20 protein-coding genes are annotated in these 20,096 nt (G+C 67.2%); 6 read left to right on the top strand and 14 right to left on the bottom strand.

The annotated features are described in order from the left end of the window. Positions 1–461 precede the first annotated feature (461 nt). The 8 genes from rplI to SB754_RS16970 form a co-directional block, all read right to left on the bottom strand. On the bottom strand, positions 462–914 hold the full coding sequence (gene rplI / locus SB754_RS16935; protein ID WP_410783583.1) for a 50S ribosomal protein L9: 453 nt from the start codon (positions 912–914) through the stop codon (positions 462–464). Between the two features lie 11 nt (positions 915–925). After that, complete coding sequence (gene rpsR, locus SB754_RS16940) at positions 926–1,189, bottom strand: 30S ribosomal protein S18 (RefSeq protein ID WP_018189012.1); 264 nt, start codon at positions 1,187–1,189, stop codon at positions 926–928. Between the two features lie 80 nt (positions 1,190–1,269). Then, positions 1,270–1,782: a single-stranded DNA-binding protein gene (locus tag SB754_RS16945; protein WP_410783584.1), complete on the bottom strand. Its 513-nt coding sequence runs from the start codon at positions 1,780–1,782 to the stop codon at positions 1,270–1,272. 4 nt (positions 1,783–1,786) lie between these two features. Next, positions 1,787–2,158, bottom strand: a complete 372-nt coding sequence (gene rpsF, locus SB754_RS16950) for a 30S ribosomal protein S6 (RefSeq protein ID WP_018189014.1) — start codon at positions 2,156–2,158, stop codon at positions 1,787–1,789. Between the two features lie 244 nt (positions 2,159–2,402). Beyond that, a complete protein-coding gene (locus tag SB754_RS16955) occupies positions 2,403–3,740 on the bottom strand; it encodes an ABC transporter substrate-binding protein (protein ID WP_410783585.1) in 1,338 nt (445 codons plus the stop codon). An 11-nt stretch (positions 3,741–3,751) separates the two neighbouring features. After that, positions 3,752–4,585 carry a carbohydrate ABC transporter permease gene (locus SB754_RS16960; RefSeq protein WP_410783586.1) on the bottom strand — a complete coding sequence of 278 codons (834 nt, stop codon included), beginning with the start codon at positions 4,583–4,585 and terminating at the stop codon, positions 3,752–3,754. Beyond that, complete coding sequence (locus SB754_RS16965; protein ID WP_410783959.1) at positions 4,572–5,486, bottom strand: carbohydrate ABC transporter permease; 915 nt, start codon at positions 5,484–5,486, stop codon at positions 4,572–4,574. The genes SB754_RS16960 and SB754_RS16965 overlap by 14 nt, the downstream gene beginning before the upstream one ends. After that, positions 5,471–6,895 carry a CCA tRNA nucleotidyltransferase gene (locus SB754_RS16970; RefSeq protein ID WP_410783960.1) on the bottom strand — a complete coding sequence of 475 codons (1,425 nt, stop codon included), beginning with the start codon at positions 6,893–6,895 and terminating at the stop codon, positions 5,471–5,473. The genes SB754_RS16965 and SB754_RS16970 overlap by 16 nt, the downstream gene beginning before the upstream one ends. Before the next feature lie 94 nt (positions 6,896–6,989). On the opposite strand from SB754_RS16970, the gene SB754_RS16975 reads away from it, so the two are divergent. The 6 genes from SB754_RS16975 to SB754_RS17000 all read left to right on the top strand — a co-directional run bounded on the left by SB754_RS16975 (position 6,990) and on the right by SB754_RS17000 (position 14,758). Next, positions 6,990–9,269 carry a DUF6049 family protein gene (locus SB754_RS16975; RefSeq protein WP_410783587.1) on the top strand — a complete coding sequence of 760 codons (2,280 nt, stop codon included), beginning with the start codon at positions 6,990–6,992 and terminating at the stop codon, positions 9,267–9,269. Beyond that, positions 9,262–10,878: a murein biosynthesis integral membrane protein MurJ gene (murJ, locus tag SB754_RS16980; protein WP_410783588.1), complete on the top strand. Its 1,617-nt coding sequence runs from the start codon at positions 9,262–9,264 to the stop codon at positions 10,876–10,878. The genes SB754_RS16975 and murJ overlap by 8 nt, the downstream gene beginning before the upstream one ends. Before the next feature lie 73 nt (positions 10,879–10,951). Further along, entirely contained in the window at positions 10,952–11,938 is a 987-nt protein-coding gene (gene trxB / locus SB754_RS16985) for a thioredoxin-disulfide reductase (RefSeq protein WP_410783589.1), read from the top strand. 14 nt (positions 11,939–11,952) lie between these two features. Next, positions 11,953–12,279, top strand: a complete 327-nt coding sequence (trxA, locus tag SB754_RS16990; protein ID WP_020076187.1) for a thioredoxin — start codon at positions 11,953–11,955, stop codon at positions 12,277–12,279. A gap of 137 nt (positions 12,280–12,416) precedes the next feature. After that, on the top strand, positions 12,417–13,742 hold the full coding sequence (locus SB754_RS16995; RefSeq protein WP_410783590.1) for a PLP-dependent aminotransferase family protein: 1,326 nt from the start codon (positions 12,417–12,419) through the stop codon (positions 13,740–13,742). A 59-nt stretch (positions 13,743–13,801) separates the two neighbouring features. After that, positions 13,802–14,758 (top strand): D-alanine--D-alanine ligase, encoded by a 957-nt coding sequence (locus SB754_RS17000; RefSeq protein ID WP_410783591.1) that lies wholly within the window; start codon positions 13,802–13,804, stop codon positions 14,756–14,758. 38 nt (positions 14,759–14,796) lie between these two features. Here SB754_RS17000 and SB754_RS17005 read toward each other — a convergent pair whose 3' ends face one another. The 6 genes from SB754_RS17005 to SB754_RS17030 form a co-directional block, all read right to left on the bottom strand. Further along, positions 14,797–15,768 (bottom strand): ParB/RepB/Spo0J family partition protein, encoded by a 972-nt coding sequence (locus tag SB754_RS17005; RefSeq protein ID WP_410783592.1) that lies wholly within the window; start codon positions 15,766–15,768, stop codon positions 14,797–14,799. After that, positions 15,768–16,664, bottom strand: a complete 897-nt coding sequence (locus tag SB754_RS17010) for a ParA family protein (RefSeq protein ID WP_410783961.1) — start codon at positions 16,662–16,664, stop codon at positions 15,768–15,770. Before SB754_RS17010 ends, SB754_RS17005 begins: the two co-directional genes overlap by 1 nt. 835 nt (positions 16,665–17,499) lie before the next feature. Then, positions 17,500–17,787, bottom strand: a complete 288-nt coding sequence (locus SB754_RS17015; RefSeq protein ID WP_410783593.1) for a hypothetical protein — start codon at positions 17,785–17,787, stop codon at positions 17,500–17,502. Beyond that, entirely contained in the window at positions 17,784–18,101 is a 318-nt protein-coding gene (locus SB754_RS17020; RefSeq protein ID WP_410783594.1) for a DUF4326 domain-containing protein, read from the bottom strand. Before SB754_RS17020 ends, SB754_RS17015 begins: the two co-directional genes overlap by 4 nt. A gap of 776 nt (positions 18,102–18,877) precedes the next feature. Then, the gene (gene rsmG, locus SB754_RS17025; RefSeq protein ID WP_410783595.1) at positions 18,878–19,504 is read right to left on the bottom strand and encodes a 16S rRNA (guanine(527)-N(7))-methyltransferase RsmG; all 627 of its coding nucleotides are present in this window, start codon (positions 19,502–19,504) and stop codon (positions 18,878–18,880) included. Positions 19,505–19,518: 14 nt separating this feature from the next. Beyond that, entirely contained in the window at positions 19,519–20,088 is a 570-nt protein-coding gene (locus SB754_RS17030; RefSeq protein WP_410783596.1) for a protein jag, read from the bottom strand. Positions 20,089–20,096: the final 8 nt, after the last annotated feature.

A 20,096-nucleotide genomic window follows, 5' to 3' on the forward strand; every position in this document is an offset into this window, starting at 1 on the left:
CCACTGTTCGCATGCGTTCGAGTCCGGCGGGCACGACGAGGCCGTCGTCGGGAGGCCGGCCGCGCTCGTCGCGCGGACGGTTCCCTCGACTCGATTGTCGGGACGACCTCCGACATCGCCACTGATTCGCGGCTGTCGTCCGTCGACGTCGCTCAACACTATGAACCTCGTCCCCTCATCACAACTCAGCCTGTGGATAAAACTGGGGAGAATCTGCGCGAAACGCCGTGGAGTGTGTGTAGAAGGTGTGTGGAAGTCTGTGGACAACAAATGAGCTTATGCGGATTAAACCCGGCTGACCAGGGAATTATCTTTCCCCAGCCTGTGTGTAGAAAGTTCCTTGAACCCTGTGTTCAACGTTGGGGGCGCCGCGGGAGCGCCTGTGTACAAGGCGGGGGAAAACACCCTTAACGAGAGGTAGCGGCGGGCATACGCCCGCCGCTACACTTTCGCGTATTTGCCTACTTGGCAGCGACCACCTGAAGGGAGATCACGGCCGAGAGGTCGTCGTGCAGACGCACGGTCGCCTCGTGGTCGCCGACCACCTTGATGGGGTTGGGGAGCTCGATCTTGCGCTTGTCGAGCTCGCCGATGCCGGCCGCCTTGACGGCGTCCGCGACATCGCCGGTCTTGACCGAACCGAACAGACGGCCCTCGCGGCCCGCCTTCACGGTCAGCTTGACCTTGGTCGCCTCGAGCTTGGCCTTGAGATCCTGGGCCTGCTCGACGGTGTGCAGCTCGCGAGCGGCACGGGCCGCCTTGATCTGCTCGACCTGCTTCTCGCCGCCACGGCTCCACGCGATCGCGAAGCCCTGCGGGACGAGGTAGTTACGGGCGTAGCCGTTCTTGACCTCGATGACGTCACCGGCCGAACCGAGGCCGGTGACCTCGTGGGTGAGAATAACCTTCGACATGTCGTTGCTCCTTAACGGCCGGAGCCGGCGTAGGGGAGGAGCGCCATCTCGCGCGCGTTCTTGACCGCGCGGGCGATGAGGCGCTGCTCCTGGACGGAGACACCGGTGATCCGGCGAGCGCGGATCTTTCCACGCTCCGAGATGAACTTGCGCAGGGTTGCGACGTCCTTGTAATCGATGACGCCGACGCGAACGGACTTCGCGGGGGCGGCGTTCTTGCCGTCCTTGCCCTTGCGGATCGGCTTGCGGCGGTCGCCGCTCGACTTTCCAGCCATGGTTTCCTTTGCTTTCCGCCCGTCCGGCCTCCGGCCGGCGGGCTGATGATGTGTGCCCCTCTGTCGAGAGGCGAGTCTCGTTAGAAGGGGGTCTCGTCGTTGTAGGAGCCCGGAGTGTTCCAGACATCCGCACCGGCGGACGGGTCCGCCGGAGCCGATGCGGCCCACGGCTCCTCGACGGCGGGTGCTCCGCCACCGAAGCCGCCCGCTGCTCCACGCGGCGACGACGACTGTGCGCGAGTCACCTGTGCGGTGGCGTAGCGCAGCGACGGCCCGATCTCGTCGATCTCGAGCTCGATGCTGGTGCGCTTCTCGCCTTCCTTGGTCTCGTAGGAGCGCTGCTTCAGGCGGCCCTGCGCGATGACGCGCGACCCCTTGGTCAGCGAACCCGCGACGTGCTCCGCGAACTCGCGCCAGACGCTGGCGCGGAGGAACAGAGCCTCGCCGTCCTTCCACTCGTTCGCCTGACGGTCGAACGTGCGGGGGGTGGACGCGATGGTGAAGTTGGCGACAGCCAGCCCGTTCTGCGTGTACCGCAGCTCGGGGTCGGCGGTGAGGTTTCCCACCACGGTGATGACGGTCTCGCCGGCCATGGGACTAGGCGCCGGCCTTCTCGGAGGTGGCGGCCTTGCGGGCAGCCTTCTCGTCGGCACGCTTCTGAGCGGCGGCGACCTGAGCGATCGCCTCCTCGGCGCGGAGGACCTTGGTGCGCATGACGGCCTCGCTGAGCTTCAGCTGGCGGTCGAGCTCCTTGGTCGTGTCGCCCTCGGCGGTGAGCTGGACGACGGCGTAGATGCCCTCGGACTTCTTGTTGATCTCGTAAGCCAGACGACGACGACCCCAGATGTCGACGTTGTCGATCGTTCCACCGTCGTTCCGGACGACGTTGAGGAACTTGTCAAGGCTCGGAGCCACGGTGCGCTCATCGATCTCTGGATCGAGGATGACCATCAACTCGTACTGATGCATGACTAACCCACCTCCTCTGGTCTCAGCGGCTGCAGACGTTCTGCAGCAGGAGGGTGTCATAGACGTGCCCAGGGCAGGAATCCGCCCGGACAACTTATCTAGCGTAACGGAAGCGGGTGCAGGACGCCAGCCGGCGGTGATCTCGGTCATGTCCCCCAGCCTGGCGAGCGGGGCCGCCGCGAACCGGGCCTCCCAAGAATCTGTGGAAAGTTCGCGGTCTCCCGCCTCCTGTGGAGAGAACGCGTCACCCGGCGCCCATCGCGGCATTCGCCGCCGACTGCGCCCGCTTCAGCGCTTCCGGCACGGGCGTCCGGCCCAGGAACATCTCCTCGAAGACCGGGCCGAACGCATCCTGCGCCTTCGCCCAGTTCGCGCCCTGCGGAGCCTGCACGCCGCCGTTCTTCAGCACGTCGTACAGCGGCGAGACGTCGATGCCCTTCTTCTTCCAGTAGTCGACGAAGCCCTGCTGAGCGCCGAGGACGGCGGGGGAGGCGGACCCGCCCTGGCCGATCGCCGCGGACCCCTTCGCACTTCCGAGCCACTGCAGCACCTTCTTCACAGCCTCCGGATGCTTCGAGTGCGCATTGCCGGCGGCGATCACGCCGTTGGTGACGCTGATCGCTCCGGCCGGCCCTGCGGGGAGCGGTGCGACACCCCACGGGAACCCAGCGCCCTGCTCCACGTTGGCGAGGTTGTACGACCCGGTCTGGAAGAGCGCGAGCCTGCCCTGCGTGAACTGGTCGCGGCTGAAGTCGCCGTTGGTGTTCGTGTCGGCCGCGGAGGGGGCGACGTGGTACTTCTCGATGAGGTCGACGACGTACTGGAACGCCTGCACGCCCTGGGACGAGTCGAAGACGAAGCGGTTCCCCTTCTGCAGGGCAGCTCCGTTGGAACCGAGGTAGTTGATGTAGATCGCGTTCAGGTCGTTGGCGGCGTTGTAGCCGTACTGCACGATGTGCTGCGGGTCGAAGGCCGGGTCGGCCGCGTTCCGTCCGGAGGCATCCACGGTGAGCTTCTGCAGCACCGGGAGGAGAGTGTCCTTCGACCGGTCCGGCGACCAGTGGAGGCCGGCGAGCGACGCGGGGGAGAGACCCGCTTTCTTCAGGAGGTCGGCGTTGTAGAAGAGCCCGATGCCGGGGTCCGCCAGCTGCGGCACTCCCCACAGCGAGCCCTTCAGCGTGTACTGCTTCACGATGTTCGGCTGCCACTGCTTCAGGGACGAGGAGCCCAAGGTCTTTCCAATATCGACCAGGTCGCCGCCGGTCGCGTAGTCCTCGAAGTTGCCGGCGTTGACCCAGAACACGTCGTCCGCGTTCCCTGCGGCCAGGTCGGTGCGGAGCTTGGTGAAGTAGTCGGCCCACGGCACCAGCGTGGTCTTCACGTCGATGGAGGGGTTCTGCTTCTCGAACTCGGCGAACGACGTCCGGTACGCCTTCTGCACCTGGTCGTCCCACAGCCGGACCGTCACGGTCTCCTTCTGCGGCTGCGCCGATCCCGCGACGCCGACGCCGATGCCGACCGCTGCGACCAGGACGACGAGTCCCGCCACCGATGCCGTGATGAGGGTCGAGCGCTTGGCCATCTCTGTTCCTCCTACCGGAAGCCGGTGATCCTGATGGACCGCACGAAGCGCTTCTGGAAGAGCAGGAAGAGCACGACGAGCGGCACGATCGCCAGCGTCGTCGCTGCCATGACAACTGTCCAGTTGCCGTTGTACTGGGATTGGAGGCTAGCAGTGGCCACGGTCGCCACCCGCCACGTGTTACCGCTCGTGATGACGAGGGGCCAGAGGAAGTTGTTCCACTGGCTCACGACGGTGATCAGCACGAGCGTCGCGATGATCGGCCGGGAGAGCGGCACCACGATCTCGATGAGGATGTCGAGCGTGGAGGCGCCATCCAGTCGGGCGGCATCCACCAGCTCCTGCGGGATGCCGCGGAAGTACTCGCGCAGCAGGAAGATCGCGTACGGGCTCCCGAACGAGAACGGCAGCACCAGGCCCCAAAAGGTGTCGCGCAGCCCCAGCTGCGCCATCATCAGGTACAGCGGGACGACCAGCACGACCGCCGGAACCATGAGCGTCGCGAGGTAGACCCAGAACAGCACGTCGCGGCCGGGGAAGTCCACACGCGCGAAGGCGTACGCGGCCATGATCGAGAACACGAGCTGGAACACGAGGATGAACACCGTCACGAGCGCCGTGACCAGCAGCGCCCTCCCGAAGCCGGCCGGCCCGGTGAACAGCGAGACGATGTTGTCCAGGCTCCACGGGTCCGGCGGCGTCAGCGCCGGCGTCCTCGCGAACTGGGCCGGCGTCTTGAAGGCCGTCATCGCGCTGAGGAGGAAGGGCGCCAGCGTGACGACGGCGCCGACTACGAGGAGCACGTAGATCCCCGCGACCTTCAGCACACGGCTAGCCGAGGTCATACGTCGTCCTCCTGCGGAAGTAGAGCTGCTGCGCGACCGTGATCACCACGAGGATCGCCAGGAGCACGACGGCCATGACCGAGGCGCGTCCGAGGTCGAAGCTCTGGAACGCCTCCGTGTAGATGCGGTTCGCGACCACGTCGGTCCGGTGCTCCGGCCCTCCGCCGGTCAGCGCGTAGATCTGGTCGAAGAGCTGGAACGTGGAGATGACGCTCGTCACCAGCACGAAGAACATCGTCGGCCGAAGGAGCGGCAGCGTGATCCGCCAGAACAGCGCGACAGGGCCGGCGCCGTCGATCCGAGCCGCCTCGACGACCTGCTGCGGGATGTTCAGCAGCCCGGCCATGAAGAACAGCGTCACGTAGCCGACGTTCGTCCAGACGACGACCGCGGCGGCCGCGGGGAGGGCGAGCACCGGATCGGTCAGCCACTCGACCCGCACGCCGAGGATCGCGGTGAGCACCCCTCCGGTCGGGGCGAAGATCCACTTCCAGACGACACCGAGCGCGAGCGGAACGCAGATCCACGGCAGTGCGTACAGGGTCCTCAGCAGCGCCGACCCGGGGAGGCCGCGGGTCAGCAGGGAGGCTGCGAACAGTCCGAGCGCGGTCTGCACCGGGATGACGATCACCACGAAGACCAGGGTGACCAGCAGCGCGTTGCCGAAGACGGGGTCGGAGAGCACCGACGCGTAGTTGGCGAGCCCGGCGAAGCGGAGCGGATGGATGAGGTCCCAGCTCTGGAAGCTCAGCCAGACGACGATGAGCACCGGCAGCACCAGGAAGCAGGCGACACCGAACAGGCTCGGCGCCAGCAGCGCGTACCCGGTCATGGCCTCCCGGCGCCGGACCGCACCCGAGCGTCGAGTGCCGGGGGATCGCCGGGTCAGCGCTCCTCCCACCATGCGAGCAGACGCCGTGTCGCCTCCTCCTCGCCGAGCGGACCCTCGTCGAGCCGCAGTTCGAGCAGGAACTTCATCGCCTGCCCCACCTCGCGCCCCGGGCGGATACCCAGGATGGCCATCACCTGCTCGCCGTCGAGGTCGGGCCGGACGGCCTCCAGCTCCTCCCGCTCCTGCAGCTCGCGGATGCGGGCCTCGAGGTCGTCGTACGCGAACCCCAGGCGGTCGGCCTTCCGCCTGTTGCGCGTGGTGACGTCGGCACGGGTGAGCATGTGGAGGCGCTCCAGCTCCGGCCCGGCGTCGCGGATGTAGCGCCGCACGGCCGAGTCGGTCCACTGCGCGTCCGCGTAGCCGAAGAAGCGCAGGTGGAGCTCGATGAGCCGGGCGACGGCGTCGATGGTGGCCTTGTCGAATCGGAGGGCGGTGAGCCGCTTCTTCGCCAGCTTCGCTCCGACGACGTCGTGGTGGTAGAAGCTGACCGCGCCTCCCGGCTCGAACCGCCGCGTCGACGGCTTGCCGATGTCGTGGAGGATGGCGGCCAGCCTCAGCACGAGGTCCGGGGCGTCGCCGGGATGCCGCTCCTTCTCGTACCCGATGGCCTGGTCCAGCACGGTGAGGCTGTGCTGGTAGACGTCCTTGTGGTGGTGGTGCTCATCGGCCTCCAGCCGGAGCGCCGGGATCTCGGGGACCACCAGGTCGGCAAGACCCGTGTCGACCAGCAGCTCCAGGCCCGGCCGCGGCTCGTCGGCCAGCAGCAGCTTGCTGAGCTCGTCGCGCACGCGTTCTGCACTGACGATCTCGATGCGGTCCGCCATGGTGCTCATCGCGTCCCGGGTCTCCTCGTCGACCATGAAGCCGAGCTGGGCGGTGAACCGGGCCGCGCGCATCATCCGCAGCGGGTCGTCGCCGAACGAGATCTGCGGTGTGCTCGGCGTCCGCAGCACGCCGGCCAGCAGATCCTCCACACCGCCCGAGGGATCGACCAGCTTGACCTCGGGCAGCCGGAGGGCGAGCGCATTCACCGTGAAGTCCCGGCGGAGCAGGTCGCCCTCGAGCGTGTCGCCGAACTCGACCTCGGGCTTGCGCGTCGTGCCGTCGTAGCTGTCGCTGCGGTACGTGGTGATCTCCACCGTGTCGTCCCCGAAGCGAGCACCGATGGTGCCGAACTTGCGGCCGATGTCCCACACCGCATCCGCGATGGGGCCCACGATGCGGAGGATGTCGTCCGGCCGCGCGTCTGTGGTGAAGTCGAGATCGTGCACGGAACGGCCCAGCAGGGCGTCGCGCACAGGACCGCCGACGAGGGCGAGCTCATGGCCCGCGGCCTGGAACGCGTCGGCGAGGCGGGCGACCGAGGGGGTGCGGGCCAGGTCGCCGAGGCGTTCGAGGGATTCGGCGACGCTCTGCATGGTCACCCAGTTTATTGGTCCGCGCGCCGGGCTCTCAGGGCCTGACCTCTACAATCGAGGTCATGGAGGCCGAGTCGGGATCGCGCGTCGACGCATGAGCGCAGCCTCCCCCACCCTCCGCCGGGGTGCGTCGTTCCGCGTCCGCGTCCGGATGCTGGCGGCAGCGGTGACTGTCGGAGCGCTTGCAGCGGTCGCAGGGGGAGCAGCGCCGGCACCGGCCGCGACGCCGACGCCCACGCCCACCGCGTCCGCGACCGGTTCCGGGTTGACCGCCACGATGACGGCCGACGATGCGGGAGTCGTCGTCCCGGCCAAAGACCTGACGGTGTCGGTGACGGTGTCCAACCCGACGGACACGGCATACTCGTCCGGAACCGTGACGCTGTGGGTGGACCCGTCAGCGCAGAACGGCCGGAAGGCCCTCGCCTCCTGGCTGGCCGGCACGGACGAACCCGCGGACGCCGTCACGATCGGGCAGGCACAGCTGAACACTCTCGAGCCGGGGTCGAGCTCGGTCGTGCGAGTCGCGGCGCCTGCGGCGTCGCTGCCGTTCGCCGCTCGCACGTCGTCCGCGGTCTTCGGTCTCGGCGCCTCGGTGCACGCCGGATCGGCCGATGCGGAGAGCCGCGGATCGGTCGTCTGGTATCCGGGCGGCACGACGAAGCAGGCCGCCCTCAACGTCGTGCTGCCGATGGTGACGCCATCGGGCTCGGGCGGTCTGATCTCGTCCGACGCACTGGCGACGTACACCTCGCCGAACGGCATCCTGACGCGGGAGCTCGACGGTCTCACCGGCCACACCACTGTGACAGTGGGCATCGATCCGATGATCATCGCATCGATCCGTGTGCTCGGGAACGCCGCTCCGGCGAGCGCCGTGGACTGGTTGACGCGACTGTCCGAGCTGCCGAACGACACCTTCTCTCTCGGTTACGGCGACGCCGACCCCGTCGGCCAGCTGCAGTCGGGCCTTCCCGCCCCTCTGACGCCGACGTCGCTGGCCTACGCGATCGACGCGAAGAACTTCACGCCGGAGCCGACCCCGGTGGGGGAGCCGTCGAGCGCCACCCCGACGCCGACACCGAAGGTGCCGACACCGAAGCCGACCACCCCGAGCCCGACGCCGACGGCGACCCCCGGCCCGGTCATCCCGGATCTGAACGCGCTCCTGGCCTGGGACTACACATTGACCGGGATCAGCTGGCCCGGCGACAAGACGGTGCGACGAGCGGATCTGGCCCCGCTCGCTGCAGCCGGGCTGAAGACGGTGATCGTCTCCGGCAGCAACACGAACGCCGACACCCTCGACGCGACGCCCGACGCCCCGATCGCCTCGGGCGGCATGGTGTCCTCCGACCAGCGTCTGAGCGAAGCACTCCGGCAGGCCGTGTCGGCCCCGAGCGACATCGCCTGGAACGCGGCCATGTCGAAGGTCAACGCGCAGCTGGAGCTGATCAACCAGGAGTCGGGCGACGCGCGGCATCTTCTCGTGGCGCTCGATCGCTCCTGGCCGTCGAGCGGGACGCAGTTGGAACGCACGCTCAACGCGCTCTTCTCGTCTCCATGGTCCGCGCCGGCGTCCTTCGCAAGCGTCAAGAACGCTGCGCCGAGTGCGGGCCTCGACCTGGTCGACGCGCCCGAATCCGCCGAACGGGTCGCCGCCATCCAGTCGCTCGTGCAGGACGAAGGCGCCCTCGGCCAGTTCGCCACAGTCCTGGACGACCCCACCCGGCTGACGGGCCGTACCCGTGCGGACCTGCTCACGCTGCTCGCCGTCTCGTGGCTGAATCCCCGCACCGATTGGGGCGCCGCAGTCGCGACGGAGCGCAAGGCGACCGTCGACACGCTGCACTCCATCCACATCCTCCCGACCGAGAACGTGAACCTGGTGAGCGCGCAGGGGTCGATCCCCTTCACGGTGAGCAACGAGCTACCGGGTGACGCGGTTACGGTCGTGCTGGCCGCGTCGCCGTCGAACAGCCGGCTCGAAGTCGACCAGTCCACGACGAAGCGCATCCCCCAGGACTCGCGCGCGACAGTCCTCATCCCGGTGAAGGCGAAGGTCGGAAACGGCCAGGTCGCCCTCTCGCTGCACCTCTACAGCCCCACGGGTGTGCCGATCGGCGACCCCACGTCGGTGACCGTCGATGTCCACGCCGACTGGGAGGGCATCGGAGCGCTGATCTTCGGCATCCTGCTGGTGCTGCTGTTCGGGTTCGGGATCGTGCGCAACATCCTGCGACGCCGGTCGAAGGCGGCGGAGGACGGGACCGAAGAATCCGCGGAGGCCGATCCCGAAGCCGCCCCAACGGTAACCGCGTCAGAAGGTTCCACTGACGGCTCCGCCCCTCCCGAGGAACATCCCCGTGGCTAGCGTCGGGCGCGCCAGCGCGATGCTCGCCTCCGGCACGCTGGTGTCGCGCCTCCTCGGCTTCGCGAAGGCGTGGCTGCTTGTGCAGGCCATCGGGGTCGTGACCTTCGCGGCGAACGCGTACGGCACGGCGACGATCATCCCGAACAGCCTGTACGCGATCATCGCGCAGGGCATCCTGAACGCGATCCTCGTCCCGCAGATCGTGCGCGCCTCCATCAACGCCGACGGTGGCCGGGCATACATCAACAAGCTGGTCACGCTCGGGATGGTGGTCTTCGCCGCCCTCGCGGTGGTCGCCACCGTCCTGGCGCCGGTGCTGGTGTCGTTCTTCGGCCTCTCCGAACAGCAGCGCGCGCTGGCCACGGCGTTCGCCTACTGGTCGCTGCCGCAGATCTTCTTCCTCGGCCTGTACACGCTGCTCGGTGAGGTGCTGAACGCACGCAAGTCGTTCGGTCCGTTCACCTGGGCCCCGGTCGTCAACAACATCGTCGCGATCGTGCTGCTGGGCGCATTCATCCTCGCCTTCGGCACGGCGGCTTCCGGCAATCACGGCAGCGACTGGTCGTTCTGGATGATCGCGCTGCTCGCCGGCGGGGCGACGCTAGGCATCGCGGTCCAGGCGCTCATCCTCTTCGTGTTCTGGCGACGGGTGGGGCTGCGGTTCCGCTTCGACTTCGGTTGGCGCGGGGTCGACCTCGGCTCGGCGGGCAAGGCGGCCGGGTGGACCTTCGCCATGCTGATCGCCACGCAGGTCGCCGGACTCATCGAGACCAACGTCTCGAACTCGGCCGGCCAGGGGTTCGCCGGATCGTTCGCCATGCAGAACGCCTGGCTGATCTTCATGCTGCCGCACGGCATCATCGCCGTTTCGATCGTCACCGCGTACTACACCCGGATGGCGGAGCACGCCCACCGCGGATCGGTCGCCGATTTCCGCCTCGACTTCTCCTCGGCGGCGCGATCGATCATGCTGCTCATCGTGTTCTCGTCGGCGGCGCTGATCGTCACCGCGTACCCGATCGCGCGCGTGTTCACCACGGACTACTCCGCGATGGGCCTGGTCCTCGTCGCGTACCTGGTCGGCCTGGTGCCGTTCTCCCTGGTGTTCATGGCCCAGCGCGCCTTCTACTCGCTCGGCGACACCCGCACGCCGTTCTTCTTCACGCTCGCACAGGTCGCCGTCATCATCGTCGGCGTGCTCGTCTGCTTCCTGGTTCCGCCGGGGACGCGTGCGGCCTCCGTCGCGCTCGTGGTGTCGCTGGCCAGCTTCGTGCAGGCGGTGCTCGCCTTCGCCCTGCTGCGCCGCCGCACCGGAGGAGTGGACGGCGGTCGCATCCTCGGCTCGCTGTGGCGGTTCGTCGTCGCCGGGCTGGCCTCGATGGCCGCCGGCGGAGGGTTCCTGGTGATCCTCGGCGGCGTGAGCGCCGGAGCCTTCCCGGTGAGCGGTCCGATCGCCGCCATCATCGCCACGGCGCTGGTCGGGATCGTCATGCTGATCGTCTACGTCGGCTTCCTGGTGATCCTCGGATCCGCCGACCTGGAGGAGGGGCTGGCGCCCATCCTGAACCGCGCCGGACGGCGTTCCACGGCACCCAGGCGACAGGAATAGCATCCGCCTAGGATGTGTTCTACAGGTCGACGCCTCCAGACGAAGGTGTCGTGACAGGTCAAGGAGTTCCGCCGTGCGGCAGATCATCATCATCGGTTCCGGCCCTGCCGGTTACACCGCGGCCATCTACGCTGCCCGCGCCAACCTGAAGCCGCTGCTGATCGCCTCCTCCGTGGAGGCCGGCGGCGAGTTGATGAACACGACGGAGGTCGAGAACTTCCCCGGTTTCCCGGAGGCCGTCATGGGCCCCGACCTCATGTTCAAGATGCAGGCGCAGGCCGAGAAGTTCGGCACGGAGATCGTCCTCGACGACGTCGTCTCCGTGGAGCTGACCGGCGACGTCAAGCGGGTCACCCTCGGCTCTGGCGCCGTGCACGAGGCCCTCGCGGTGATCTTCGCGACCGGTTCCGCCTACCGCAAGCTCGGCCTCGCCGACGAGGAGCGCCTCTCCGGCCACGGCGTCTCCTGGTGCGCCACCTGTGACGGGTTCTTCTTCCGCCAGCGCACGATCGCCGTCGTCGGCGGCGGCGACTCGGCGATGGAGGAGGCCACCTTCCTCACCCGCTTCGCCGACAAGGTGTACGTCATCCACCGTCGCGACAGCCTCCGCGCCTCCAAGATCATGCAGGAGCGCGCCCACGCCAACGACAAGATCGAGTTCATCTGGAACTCCGAGGTCGTCGGCATCGGCGGCGACGAGCAGGTCCAGAACGTCACGCTCCGCAACCTCGTCAGCGGCGAAGAGAGCGAACTGCAGCTGCAGGGGCTCTTCATCGCGATCGGCAACGACCCGCGCGTCCACCTGGTGCACGGCCAGCTCGACCTGACCGCGGAGGGGACGATCGCGGTCGACGGCCGCAGCTCGAAGACCAACCTGCCCGGCGTCTTCGCCGCGGGCGACGTCGTCGACCCGACCTACCGTCAGGCTGTCACCGCTGCCGCGTCCGGAACGGTCGCCGCCCTCGACGCGGAGCACTACCTGACCACCCTCCCGCAGAACTTACTCGACAGCGCAGCGGATGGCGCGTCGGGTGACCTCGAACTCACGACCACCGCATAAGGAGATACAACACAATGTCAGCAGCACGTTCGGTCACGGACTCCAGCTTCGAGCAGGACGTCCTCAACAGCGAGAAGACCATCCTGGTGGACTTCTGGGCTGAGTGGTGCGGCCCGTGTCGCGCCGTCGGTCCGATCCTCGACCAGATCGCCTCCGAGCACGCCGACAAGATCGAGATCGTCAAGCTCAACGTCGACGAGAACCCGCAGACCGCTGCGAAGTACCAGATCACCTCCATCCCGGCGATGAAGGTGTACCAGGGTGGAGAGGTCGTCAAGACCGTCATCGGCGCCAAGCCGAAGCCCGCCCTCGAAGCCGACCTGGCCGCCTACCTGGCGTAGCGCGACCCGTCCTCTTCAGACCCGTCCGGCGCTCACCCGCCGGGCGGGTCTTTTTCGTACCCGGCCGCCGTGTGGATTTTCTCCACGGTGCGCCGCCCCCATAGCATTGCTGAACGGCAGACGAACGGAATCCTCACGTGATCGAACAGGGCTCCCCGCAGCAGCGGGGCAACAATCTGGACCCGTGGTATCACCACTACGCGCAGCGCACGAGCGGCCTCGCCGCCAGTGAGGTCCGAGCCCTGTTCGCCGTCGCCAGCAGGCCCGAGGTGGTCTCCCTGGCCGGCGGCATGCCGTACGTCTCAGCCCTCCCGCAAGACCTGGTCGTCGGCGCGATGGACCGGGTGATGCGCGAGCAGGGCGCGGTCGCGCTCCAATACGGTTCCGGTCAGGGCGTCCCCGCCCTGCGGGAGCAGATCCTCGACGTGATGGCGCTCGAGGGGATCAGCGGCAGTGCCGACGACATCGTGGTCACCACCGGATCCCAGCATGCGCTGGAGCTGTTCAGCAAGCTCTTCATCGACCCGGGCGACGTCGTCCTCGCCGAGGGACCCAGCTACGTCACGGCGATGGTGATCTTCAAGTCGTACCAGGCGGAGGTCGACCACGTCCCGATGGACGAGCACGGGCTGATCCCCGAAGCTCTGCGCGAGCACATCGCGCGGCTCAAGGCAGCGGGGCGGCGGGTCAAGTTCCTCTACACGGTTCCGACCTTCCACAACCCCGCCGGCGTCACCCTGAGCTGGGATCGGCGGCTCGAGATCCTCGAGATCGCGCGCCAGAACGACATCCTCGTGCTGGAAGACAACCCGTACGGGCTGCTCTACTTCGATCAGAAGCCCCCGGCGGCCATGCGCTCGGTCGAGAAGGACGGGGTCGTCTACCTCGGAACCTTCTCCAAGACGCTCGCGCCCGGCTTCCGGGTGGGATGGGCGCTGGCTCCGCACGCGATCCGCGAGAAGCTCATCCTCGCCAATGAGGCCGCCGTGCTCAGCCCGAGCTCGTTCAGCCAGCTCGTCATCTCCGAGTACCTGCGCGACGCCGACTGGAAGGGACAGATCGACACCTTCCGAGGCGTGTACCGCGAGCGCAAGGAGGCGATGATCTCCGCTCTGAAGGAGCACCTGCCCGAGCTGAGCTGGACGGACCCGAACGGCGGGTTCTACGTGTGGGTGACGCTTCCGCCTCACCTCGACTCGAAAGCCATGCTGCCGCGCGCCGTCACGGAGCTGGTCGCGTACACACCGGGGACGGCCTTCTACGCGGACGGCTCCGGAGCGCAGAACATCCGGCTCTCGTTCTGTTACCCGACACCGGAGAACATCCGCGTCGGCGTGCGCCGGCTGGCCACGGTCATCGGCGGGGAGCAGGATCTGCTCGACACCTTCGCGGGGACCGGGCTGCTCGACCCGTCCGCGCGGCGCGGGCGCACGAGCGCCAACCCTCCGACCGATCTCCGCTAGCCGAGCCGCCCGCCAACCTGTCCGTCCTTCCTTGCGTCTGAGATGAGAAAGGCCTGATCATGGCCCAGAATGAAGCACTCGACATCGTCGTCCTCGCCGGTGGGATCTCCCACGAGCGCGATGTCTCGTTGCGGAGCGGACGCCGCGTCGCCGACGGCCTCAACCGGCTCGGCCACCGGGTCGCGCTGCGCGATCCCGATGCGTCGCTCCTGGCGTTCCTCAACGAGTCCCTGCCGGCGGTCGTGTGGCCGGCACTGCACGGTGCGAGCGGCGAGGACGGCGCCCTCCGTGGTCTGCTCGAGCTGACCGGAGTGCCGTTCGTCGGGTCGAAGGCAGATGCCTCCCGGCTCGCCTGGTCGAAGCCGACCGCCAAGACGATCGTCGAGCGTGCGGGCGTGGCGACCCCGCGGTCGGTCACCCTCCCGCAGGAGACGTTCCGTGAGCTGGGGGCGGGGAGTGTGCTCGAGACAGTCCTCGCGGGGTTCTCCCTACCGCTCGTGGTCAAGCCGGCACAGGGCGGGTCGGCCCAGGGTGTGACCATCGTCGCCACCGCCGAGGAGCTGCCGCGGGCGATGGTCGACGCCTACACCTACGCCGATGTCGCCCTGATCGAAGAGAAGGTGAACGGTGTGGAGGTCTCCGTCGCGGTCATCGACACCGGTGACGGCCCCGAGGCGCTGCCCGCGGTCGAGATCGAGCCGATCGATGGCGCCTACACCTTCGACGCTCGGTACAACGCGGGGGAGACCCGGTTCTACGTGCCCGCCCGGTTGGACGAGGCGGTCACCACCGGGGTCGCCGAAGCGGCTGCAACGGCTCACAAGGCGCTGGGCCTACGGCATCTGTCCCGGATCGACCTGATCGTGGATGCGGCGGGTGCGCCGTGGTTCCTGGAGGCGAACGTGCTTCCCGGGCTCACCGAGACCTCGATCATGCCGCAGGCGATCGCAGCCGCCGGACGTGAACCCGGCGACGTCTACGCAGCGCTGGCCGTGGCCGCCATCGCTGACGCCTGAGTGGCTCTCGAGGCGGTTCTCGCGCGCTTAGCGATCGATCAGCTGTAGCTGGGCTGCCCGATCTCGTCGAGGATCCTGTTGAGATCCTGGATCGTTGCGAAATCCACCACGATCTGGCCTTTTCTTGCTCCGAGGGTGATCTTGACCCGCGTGTTGAGGCGGTCGCCGAGAGTCCCGGCGATCTCGTCGAGGTGGCCGCGGTGCCGTCCGGCTGTCGCCTTCGTCCTGGCCGGCTTCGGCGTCTTGCTGGCTGCAGCCTCCGCCTGACGCACCGACAGATCCTCGTTGACGATCTTGTCCGCGAGGCGGATCATCGCCTCCTGGTCATCACCGAGCGAGAGGATGGCACGCGCGTGGCCCGCGCTGAGGACCCCGGCCGCCACTCGCGCTTGGACCGCGGCGGGCAGCTTGAGGAGCCGGATGGTGTTCGTGATCTGGGGACGCGACCGACCGATGCGGGTCGCGAGCTCCTCCTGCGTGATGCCGAAGTCGGCGAGAAGCTGCTGGTAGGCGGACGCCTCCTCCAAAGGGTTCAGTTGGCTGCGATGCAGGTTCTCGAGGAGCGCATCCCGCAGCATGTTCTCGTCGGCGGTGTCCTTGACCACCGCGGGGATGGTTTCGAGCCCGAGCTCCTTCGTCGCACGCAGCCGGCGCTCGCCCATGATGAGCTCGTAGCGGCCCGGCTCGTCCGGGAGCGGCCGGACGACGACCGGCTGCAGCACTCCGACCTCGCGGATGCTCGCGACGAGCTCATCGAGTGCCTCGCGGTCGAAGTCGCTGCGCGGCTGGACACGGTTGGGGACGATGTCGTCGGGGGAGAGGCTGGCGAGCCGAGCTCCCGGCACCTCGATGAGGTCCTCCTGACCGCCGCGTTCGGCGACAGCGACCGCGGAACCGAGTCGGCCGGCGGAGCTGTCCGGGAAGAAGACGTCGACCGGTCGGCTGGTCTGGTCGCTGGTGGGGATCAGGGCGCCGATGCCTCGGCCCAGTCCGGTGCGCTTCGCTGCCATTAGCGGGGTACTCCTCTGCGTGCGATTTCCGCGGCCGCCTCCATGTAGGAGAGGGATCCGCTGGAGTTGGTGTCGTAGCTGATGACGCTCTGTCCGTAGCTGGGCGCCTCGGAGATCCTGACGGAGCGGGGAATGATCGTGTCCAGCACTTCGTTCGGGAAGTGTTCGCGCACATCCGCTGCGACCTGATGCGCCAGGTTGGTGCGCGAGTCGTACATCGTCAGCAGGATGGTGGAGACGCGCAGCTTCGGATTGAGGTGACGCTCGATGAGCTGGATGTTCTTGAGCAGCTGGCTCAGTCCCTCGAGCGCGTAGTACTCGCACTGGATCGGGATGAGGACCTCTGTCGCCGCCACGAAGGCATTGATGGTGAGGAGTCCCAGGGACGGCGGGCAGTCGATGAGGACGTAGTCGATGTCGTACTCGTCGAGGAAGCGGTCGAGTGCCCGGGACAGTCGCTGCTCCCGGGCCACCATGGAGACGAGCTCGATCTCTGCGCCGGCGAGGTCGATCGTAGCAGGGATGACGAACAGCCCGTCGAACTCCGGACTCTTCTGAATGACGTCTTCGAGCTCGCGGTCGTTGACGACGACATCGTAGACGCTCGGAGTGCCTTCACGGTGCTCCACGCTCAGGGCGGTGGAGGCATTTCCCTGGGGATCAAGGTCGATCACCAGGACCCGAGCTCCCGATTTGGCCAGAGCGGCGCTGAGATTGACCACCGTAGTGGTCTTGCCGACTCCACCCTTCTGGTTCGAGATGGTGAAGATCCGCGTCTTCGAGGGGAGGGGGAGGGTTGTCGCCGCAATCACCTGTCGACGACGCGCAAGATCGGCGATTTCCTGGGCGAGCGGGGTCGTGACGTCGAACGTCGCGTCTTCTGTCATCGGCTCCATATCGCCGTCGATCTCACCTACTCTGCCTCGCTCGTCGTCGTGGGGTTGTTTCACGTGAAACCTCGTCGCTCCTTGGTGCTTCGCACCGGCTCTTGGTCGGTCGTTCGGCACACCCGCAGCGCACCCGTCGCTCAACTCTAACTCGGATGTCCGACGCTTTTCGTCGCGCCGCGCGCGGTGTGGGTGGGCGAGCGGCTGTTCTGGGAGCGACGACAGCGCAGTGGTGAACTCGTGGCCTGAATCCAGGGTCGCGTCCCACTGCTGGTCATCCCCGAGCAGATTGTCCGCCGGTTCAGATCGTCCGCCGGTTCAGATCGGCCGCCGGTTCAGATCGGCAGTCGGTTCAGATCGGCAGCCGCTTCAGATCGGCAGCCGGTGCGCGGAATCCATCAGTCTCAGGACATCGAGGTGGGTGGCGGCCACGACGTCTGTCGACTTCGACGGGGCGGATCACGGGTCAGGTCGTGGCTCGCGGCGAGGATTCCGCGATCACGCCGGCTGGTGCGCGGTCGCGACGTTTCACGTGAAACGCACGGACACAGCGGGACTCCACCTCTACCCAGGTGCGTCTCTTCGCGCAACCGACTAGACCTGCAGCATGACGCCTGAGCGTTGGGTCGTGGTCGAGAGTGGGAACGTTTGAAGGCTCGAGCAGGCGCCCTCAGGGAGCTGCCTAGTCTTCATCACACGTCGCCGGTGCGATATCGCCGAACCTGGACGGCGACACAGAGACCGCCGTTTCACGTGAAACAGGGGAGCGCGTCCGCCGACATTGCAGTTCTGCGCGCTCGACTGATTCGACGCAGCGACTGAGCCATCGAGAGGAATGCGCCTCTCAATCCCTCAGTGTCGGCCATCGACCGTCGTCGTCGAATGGCTCCAGGTCCAGAAGCAGCGACCCGTCGTGGGCGAAGCAGGATGCCGCGTGTGTGACATCATCACCCTTCTCGTAGGTGGAGGCTCCGGTTCGGCGATCGAACCGGCCATGCTCGTGAGCCCACGTGGCGAACAGAATGACATGGTGGTCGCGTTCGTTGTCGACCCAGGCACGAGTGATCGTCGGTTCGCCGAGGAGACGCGCGAGACGGCGGGTCGACGTCGCCGAGAGCACTTGTACCGTCACCGCTTCTCCTCGTCGTTCACCGAATCGTTCGCGAGGTCGAGCAACACATCAGCGTGACACTGCTGGTCCAGCGGGCACCAGCACGCCAGATCCTTGCCCGTCAGCTCCGCGCGTACGGCGTTCGGAGCGGGGTAGTTCCGTGCCTCGCGTGCCTGCGGGTCAGCAATCATCTCGCGGAACATGGCAACGGCGCGTTCACGACCATGTTCGGCGACCGGGAATGGATTGCCCCACTTGGTAGGCCGCGCAACGACCACCGTATTCGACGGCTTCCGCCAGCCCGCGCGCCGACTCAGCTGAATGCGCTCTGGCATCGACTCCTCCACAGCTCGGCACCGCGCCTGCCAGCCATCGGTCGAAACAGCGACAGCTGCCCAACGGATCGCCACACAGCGACCGGTGCCCTCCCATTCTCACGCGTATTCCGCCCGGGCGAGCCCCTCGAACTCCTTCACGCCGTGCGTGTGGACCCGCATCGCCCGCGCGACATCGCGACGAGAAGAGGGAATCAGCGATCTACACGGGCATCACTGCCCGCTCGCCGCTCGCTACCCACCGCGAAGACGATGTCCTGTTCGGCAGGGGAGTTGCCAGGCGACAGCGCAGCCGACCGGCGAATCCCGAAGGCATGGAGTGATGCAAAGCAGAGGTGCCGGGCGGCCGGTGATGCTGCTCGCCTTCGATGCGGTGGAGAGCCACGTTTCACGTGAAACGGTAAGCGGGCGCAGGTACGACGGCCGTCCTCTTCGGCGGCCAAGCAACGAGCGCCGAGGGCTGAGCCCCGCAGCGCACCTGCGCTATTCGATGTGTGGAGATGCGATGCCTGCTCCCGATCCGACCTACATTCGATGTCCTGTTCGTTTCGATCACCGTGACCCCGACCAGTGTCGCTCTTTCAGGTGCACGGATCCCGGCGTTCCGCGTTCACCCCGCAACCAAACATCGCAGATTCGGAGCCGAGCCGTGCACGATCCCGTCAAACTGCGGCCGACGATCAAGTCTTACCTGAGCTCACAATGGCGCTGAGACAACTGGAGCACGTACTTCGATTGGCTCAGAGCGATTCTGAGCGCGTGATCGCGGCGCCCGATCAGCGGACAGTCGCTCGAATTACGCGAGTGACCTCCGTCAGAACGCCCTCTCCGAGGGTCAGCACCTCGACATCGTGCACCTTGAACGTGCGGACTTCTTTGGTGGCCGCCTCGACCTCGGCAGGGGCGCCGGCGCCCTTCATGAGGACGAGCTCGCCACCATCGCGAAGCAGGGGAGCGGTCAGCGGGAGCAGCTTCCGGAATGCGCTGACGGCGCGCGCTGTCACCTGGTCCAACGGCCGGGGGAGTTTGACGTCCTCGGCTCGCGCACGCACAACGGTCACGTTGTCCAGGCCGAGTTCCTCGACCTGTTCGTTGAGCCAGGCGACCCGCCGCTCCATCGGTTCGATCAGGACGAACTCGGCATCCGCTCGTGCGATCGCCAGCACCAGTCCCGGTAGGCCGGCTCCGCTGCCAACATCACCGACGGTTCCGGGACGAAGCAGGGGAGCGACGATGGCACAGTTGAGAACATGGCGAGACCACAGACGAGGCAACTCAAGCGGACCGATCAGGCCGCGCTCCTCACCCTGATCGACAAGATTCTGGGTGAAGCGACGGGCCAGGTCCACCCGATCGCCGAAAAGCTCGGCGGCTGCGGAAGGCTCTACTTCGACGTCGGTCACAGTTTCACGTGAAACTACGCGGCGGTGATGACCGTGTGGCGGTCGCGTCCCTCGCCGTGGGAGGTCGAGACGTAGCCACGTTCCGACACGATGTCGTGAACCAGCTTGCGCTCATACGACGACATCGGAGGCAGTGCGGCTTCAGCCGCCCCCTCGTCCAAGCGGGCGATGGCACGTTCGACCAGTCGGCCGAGCTCGGCCTGGCGCGCATCGCGCGAGCCGGCGATGTCGAGGATCAGCCGCGAGTAACCGCCTGTCTGATTCTGAACGGCCAGCCGGGTCAGCTCCTGGAGAGCGGCGACGGTGTCGGACTTGGCCAGCAGGGTGAGGTTCGATTCCTCATCCGCGTTGACGGAGATATATGCACGACCGTTACGCGTGTCGATGTCGATGTCGCCGTCGATGTCGGCGATATCGAGCAACTCCTCGATGTAGTCGGCGGCGATGTCACCCTCACGGTCCAGGTCTGCCGGCGTCGCAACGGCGGCTTCCGCACCGTCAGCGGGGGAGTCGGAGCTGTGCTCGAGCGCCTCGTCTTCAGGCACGTCGGTCGGTTCGGGGGAGGAGGTCTGCACGTCGGTCATCGGTTCGA

It is taken from the genome of Leifsonia sp. SIMBA_070 (genome assembly GCF_046534635.1).
GTDB lineage: Bacteria > Actinomycetota > Actinomycetes > Actinomycetales > Microbacteriaceae > Leifsonia.

What these genes read in the sequence shown, in the direction of transcription:
- SB754_RS16945 (WP_410783584.1), bottom strand. Translation starts at nt 1,782, where the DNA reads ATGGCCGGCGAGACCGTCATCACCGTGGTGGGAAACCTCACCGCCGAC.
- SB754_RS17005 (WP_410783592.1), bottom strand. Translation starts at nt 15,768, where the DNA reads ATGGCAGCGAAGCGCACCGGACTGGGCCGAGGCATCGGCGCCCTGATC.
- SB754_RS17020 (WP_410783594.1), bottom strand. Translation starts at nt 18,101, where the DNA reads ATGCCAGAGCGCATTCAGCTGAGTCGGCGCGCGGGCTGGCGGAAGCCG.
- trxA (WP_020076187.1), top strand. Translation starts at nt 11,953, where the DNA reads ATGTCAGCAGCACGTTCGGTCACGGACTCCAGCTTCGAGCAGGACGTC.
- rplI (WP_410783583.1), bottom strand. Translation starts at nt 914, where the DNA reads ATGTCGAAGGTTATTCTCACCCACGAGGTCACCGGCCTCGGTTCGGCC.
- rpsF (WP_018189014.1), bottom strand. Translation starts at nt 2,158, where the DNA reads ATGCATCAGTACGAGTTGATGGTCATCCTCGATCCAGAGATCGATGAG.
- rpsR (WP_018189012.1), bottom strand. Translation starts at nt 1,189, where the DNA reads ATGGCTGGAAAGTCGAGCGGCGACCGCCGCAAGCCGATCCGCAAGGGC.
- SB754_RS16970 (WP_410783960.1), bottom strand. Translation starts at nt 6,895, where the DNA reads ATGCAGAGCGTCGCCGAATCCCTCGAACGCCTCGGCGACCTGGCCCGC.
- SB754_RS16960 (WP_410783586.1), bottom strand. Translation starts at nt 4,585, where the DNA reads ATGACCTCGGCTAGCCGTGTGCTGAAGGTCGCGGGGATCTACGTGCTC.
- SB754_RS17030 (WP_410783596.1), bottom strand. Translation starts at nt 20,088, where the DNA reads ATGACCGACGTGCAGACCTCCTCCCCCGAACCGACCGACGTGCCTGAA.
- SB754_RS16975 (WP_410783587.1), top strand. Translation starts at nt 6,990, where the DNA reads ATGAGCGCAGCCTCCCCCACCCTCCGCCGGGGTGCGTCGTTCCGCGTC.
- SB754_RS16955 (WP_410783585.1), bottom strand. Translation starts at nt 3,740, where the DNA reads ATGGCCAAGCGCTCGACCCTCATCACGGCATCGGTGGCGGGACTCGTC.
- SB754_RS17000 (WP_410783591.1), top strand. Translation starts at nt 13,802, where the DNA reads ATGGCCCAGAATGAAGCACTCGACATCGTCGTCCTCGCCGGTGGGATC.
- SB754_RS17010 (WP_410783961.1), bottom strand. Translation starts at nt 16,664, where the DNA reads ATGGAGCCGATGACAGAAGACGCGACGTTCGACGTCACGACCCCGCTC.